At 64.7% G+C, this 3,479-nt stretch carries 5 protein-coding genes; all 5 read right to left on the bottom strand.

Features of this window, described 5'->3' with window-relative positions:
- On the bottom strand, positions 1-150 hold a 150-nt coding region (locus tag IV088_RS24560), incomplete at its 3' end, for an ATP-binding cassette domain-containing protein (protein ID WP_291107251.1).
- A 71-nt stretch (positions 151-221) separates the two neighbouring features.
- Positions 222-977: an urea ABC transporter ATP-binding protein UrtD gene (gene urtD / locus IV088_RS24565; RefSeq protein WP_291107238.1), complete on the bottom strand. Its 756-nt coding sequence runs from the start codon at positions 975-977 to the stop codon at positions 222-224.
- Between the two features lie 12 nt (positions 978-989).
- Positions 990-2,207 carry an urea ABC transporter permease subunit UrtC gene (gene urtC, locus IV088_RS24570; RefSeq protein WP_291107241.1) on the bottom strand — a complete coding sequence of 406 codons (1,218 nt, stop codon included), beginning with the start codon at positions 2,205-2,207 and terminating at the stop codon, positions 990-992.
- A 29-nt stretch (positions 2,208-2,236) separates the two neighbouring features.
- On the bottom strand, positions 2,237-3,151 hold the full coding sequence (gene urtB, locus IV088_RS24575) for an urea ABC transporter permease subunit UrtB (RefSeq protein WP_291107244.1): 915 nt from the start codon (positions 3,149-3,151) through the stop codon (positions 2,237-2,239).
- 148 nt (positions 3,152-3,299) lie between these two features.
- Positions 3,300-3,479: transporter substrate-binding protein (locus tag IV088_RS24580; protein ID WP_291107247.1), on the bottom strand; the 180-nt coding region annotated here is incomplete at its 5' end.

Below are 3,479 nucleotides of genomic sequence, written 5' to 3' on the forward strand. Positions count from 1 at the left end.
CACGCCCATGAGGCTTTTGAACAGCGTGGTCTTGCCCATGCCGTTGCGGCCCATGATGGCCACGGTTTCGTTCTGGTGGGCCTCGAACGAGAGGCCGTGCAGCGCCTCGCTCTGGCCGTAGCTGACGTACAGGTCTTTGACTTCCAACATCGCTCGTGTCCTTTCGTGCGCATCGGTGGTGTTGATCCAGTGGCCGCCATGGATCCGGCTTGGCCGGGCCATCAGTGGCCCAGGTAAACGTCGATGACCTTGGGGTCGGACTGGACCTGGTCCATCGTCCCCTCGGCCAAAATCTTGCCCTGGTGCATCACCGTCACCTTGCTGGCGATCTGCGCGACGAAGGCCATGTCGTGTTCGATCACGATCATCGAGCGGTTCTTGCAGATGCGCTTGAGCAGCTCGGCGGTGAGCTCGCGCTCCCGGGCGCTCATGCCGGCAATCGGCTCGTCCAGCATCAGCAGCTCGGGGTCCTGCATCAGCAGCATGCCGATCTCCAGCCACTGCTTCTGACCGTGGCTGAGCAGGCCGGCTTCGGTGCCGAGCTTGTCCGCCAGGCCGATCTCCTCGGCCACCACCTGCACGCGGGCCTTGACCTCGTCGGTGCACTTGAAGGCCAGGGCGCCGAAGACCGAGCGGCCTTCGGGGTAGGACACCTCCAGGTTCTGGAAGACGCTGAGGTTCTCGTAGATGGAGGGCGTCTGGAACTTGCGGCCCACGCCCGAGCGCACGATGGCGTGCTCGGACTTCCTGGTCAGCTCCTGGTCCTTGAACTGGATGCTGCCGGCGGAGGCCTTGGTCTTGCCGCAGATGAGGTCGAGCAGGGTGGTTTTGCCGGCGCCGTTGGGGCCGATGATCACGCGCAGCTCGTTCTTGTCCACGTAGAGGTTGAGGCTGTCGATGGCCTTGAAGCCGTCGAAGGACACGGTGAGGTCTTCGACGTAGAGAACGAACTCTTTGCTGGGGGCGGTGGCGCTCATGGGGGTCTCCTGTCAGGCTTGTTGACCGCGGATGCCGGGGGGCATGCCATTGCCACCCCCATCTCCATCCCCATCGCCTTTGGCAGGCGGCAGCACGGCCGGGTAGATGGCATGTGCGGCACGGATGCGCTCGGCCTGGGCCTGGCGCTCGGCCTGGCGCTTGGCCCACCACGGCTTGATCTTTTGCTCCCACAAACCGGCCAGGCCGTCGGGGAAGGCCATGGTCACGCCGATGAACAGCGCGGCCATCAGGAAGAGCCACAGGTCGGGTGCCGACTCCGAGAAGTAGGTCTTGCCAAAGTTCACCAGCAGGGCACCGTAGATGGCGCCCACCAGGCTCATGCGCCCACCGACCGCAGCGAAGATCACCATCTCGATGGAGGGCACGATGCCCACGAAGGACGGCGACATGAAGCCCACCTGCAGCGTGAACATCGCGCCACCGATGGCCGAGAGACCGGCTGCCAGGCAGAAGGCAAACACCTTGAACATCGCCACGTCGTAGCCTGAGAAGCGCACGCGGTCTTCCTTGTCGCGCATGGCCAGCAGCAGGGTGCCCAGCTTGGACTTCTGCACCCAGCGGCACAGCAGCACCGAGCCCAGCAGCAGCGCGCAGCACACGTGGTAAAGAACCAGGCGGTGCTCGTCGGTGCGGATGTCCCAGCCCAGCATGGTCTTCAGGTCGGTGATGCCGTTGACGCCGCCGGTGTAGCCCTGCTGGCCGATGATCAGCACCGTCAGCACCAGGGCCACGGCCTGCGTGATGATGGCGAAGTACACCCCACCCACGCGCCGCTTGAACATCGCGAAGCTCACGATGAAGGCCAGCAGCATGGGCACGATGACCACGGCTGCGATGGCGAAGGGCAGGCTTTTGAAAGGCACCCACCACACCGGCAGTTCGGTGAGCTGGTTCCAGTCCATGAAGTCGGGGATGCCCGGCGTGGACTGGATCTGGGTGCTGACGGGGTCAGACGCTTCCAGCTTGAGGAACATGGCCATCATGTAGCCACCCAGGCCGAAGAACACGCCCTGGCCGAGGCTGAGGATGCCGGCATGGCCCCACAGCATCACCAGGCCGAGGGCCACGAAGGCGTAGGTCAGGTACTTGCCCACCAGGTTGAGGCGGAAGGTGTCCAGCGAGAGCGGGAACACCACCATCAGCAGCACCGCCAGCAGCAGGAAGCTGCCGAGCTGTTGCTGTTTGAGCCAGTCTTGGATTTTTGTCATGCGATTGCTCCTAGGGTTCCGGGAAGGCTTCAGCGACGCACCTTGGAGGCGAACAGGCCCTGTGGACGCAGCATCAGGACCGTGATGACGGTCATCAGCGTCAGCACCTTGGCGTTGGAGCCGCTCATGAAGAACTCGGAGATGGACTGCGTCTGCGCGATGCCGAAGGCCGAGGCCACGGTGCCCAGCAGGCTGCCGGCGCCACCGAAGGTCACCACCAGGAAGCTGTCCACGATGTAGAGCGAGCCGCTGGTCGGGCCGGTGGAGCCGATGGTGGTGAAGGCCGCACCGGCCACGCCAGCGATGCCGCAGCCGATGGCAAAGGTCAGGCGGTCGGTCTGCTGGGTGTTGATGCCAATCGCATTGGCCATCACGCGGTTGCTCACCGTGGCGCGCACCCGCAGGCCCCAGCGTGCCTTGTAGAGGGCCAGCAGCAGGAAGGCGGTGACCACGGCGGTCAGGCCCATCACGAACAGGCCGTTGATGGGGATGTCCAGGCCTTCGGCCGGTGCCCACGAGCCCATCAGCCAGTCGGGCAGGGTGGGGCTGACTTCCTTGGGACCGAAGGTGGAGCGGAACACCTGCTGCAGGCCCAGGCTCAGGCCCCAGGTGGCCAGCAGGGTGTCCAGCGGGCGCTTGTAGAGGTGGCGGATCAGCGCCCATTCGGTCAGCCAGCCGGCCGCGAAGGCGATGAAGAAAGCGGCCATGATGGCCACAGGGAAGTACATCTGCACCAGGCCGGGCGCGTACTTTTCGGTCAGCGTCGAGCCCAGGTAGATGGTGTAGGCGCCGATCGTCATGAACTCGCCGTGGGCCATGTTAATCACGCCCATCTGGCCAAAGATCACCGCCAGGCCCAGGCCCATGAGCAGCAGCACGGAAAACAGGCTCAGGCCGGCGAAGCCTTGCATGAGCCCGATGTTGAGCATGTCTGTGAATGTCATCGTCCACCTCGTTGGTCCGGCATCTCGAAAAAGCCTGCGCGGCCCGGCCGTGCGAAGGTCGGACCGCTGCAGGAAGCGGGTGGAACCCAAGCACCACCCGCGCGCTCAAGCTTTCCGGCCCAGCGCATACCGCAGGCCGTAGGGGGGGTTACTGATAGCCTTTGGGGAAGGGGTTCGGTTCGATGAGCTGCGGCGACTCGGACACCACCTTGAAGGTGCCGTCGGGCTGACCTTGGGCGATGCGCGACTTGCTCCACAGGTGGTGGTTGGCGTGCAGCTTCACGTAGCCTTCCGGCGCCGTCTTCAGCTCGATGCCGGGCGAGGCCGC

The organism is Hydrogenophaga sp. (assembly GCF_018780075.1).
Taxonomy (GTDB): domain Bacteria; phylum Pseudomonadota; class Gammaproteobacteria; order Burkholderiales; family Burkholderiaceae_C; genus Hydrogenophaga.

What these genes read in the sequence shown, in the direction of transcription:
- urtD (WP_291107238.1), bottom strand. Translation starts at nt 977, where the DNA reads ATGAGCGCCACCGCCCCCAGCAAAGAGTTCGTTCTCTACGTCGAAGAC.
- urtB (WP_291107244.1), bottom strand. Translation starts at nt 3,151, where the DNA reads ATGACATTCACAGACATGCTCAACATCGGGCTCATGCAAGGCTTCGCC.
- urtC (WP_291107241.1), bottom strand. Translation starts at nt 2,207, where the DNA reads ATGACAAAAATCCAAGACTGGCTCAAACAGCAACAGCTCGGCAGCTTC.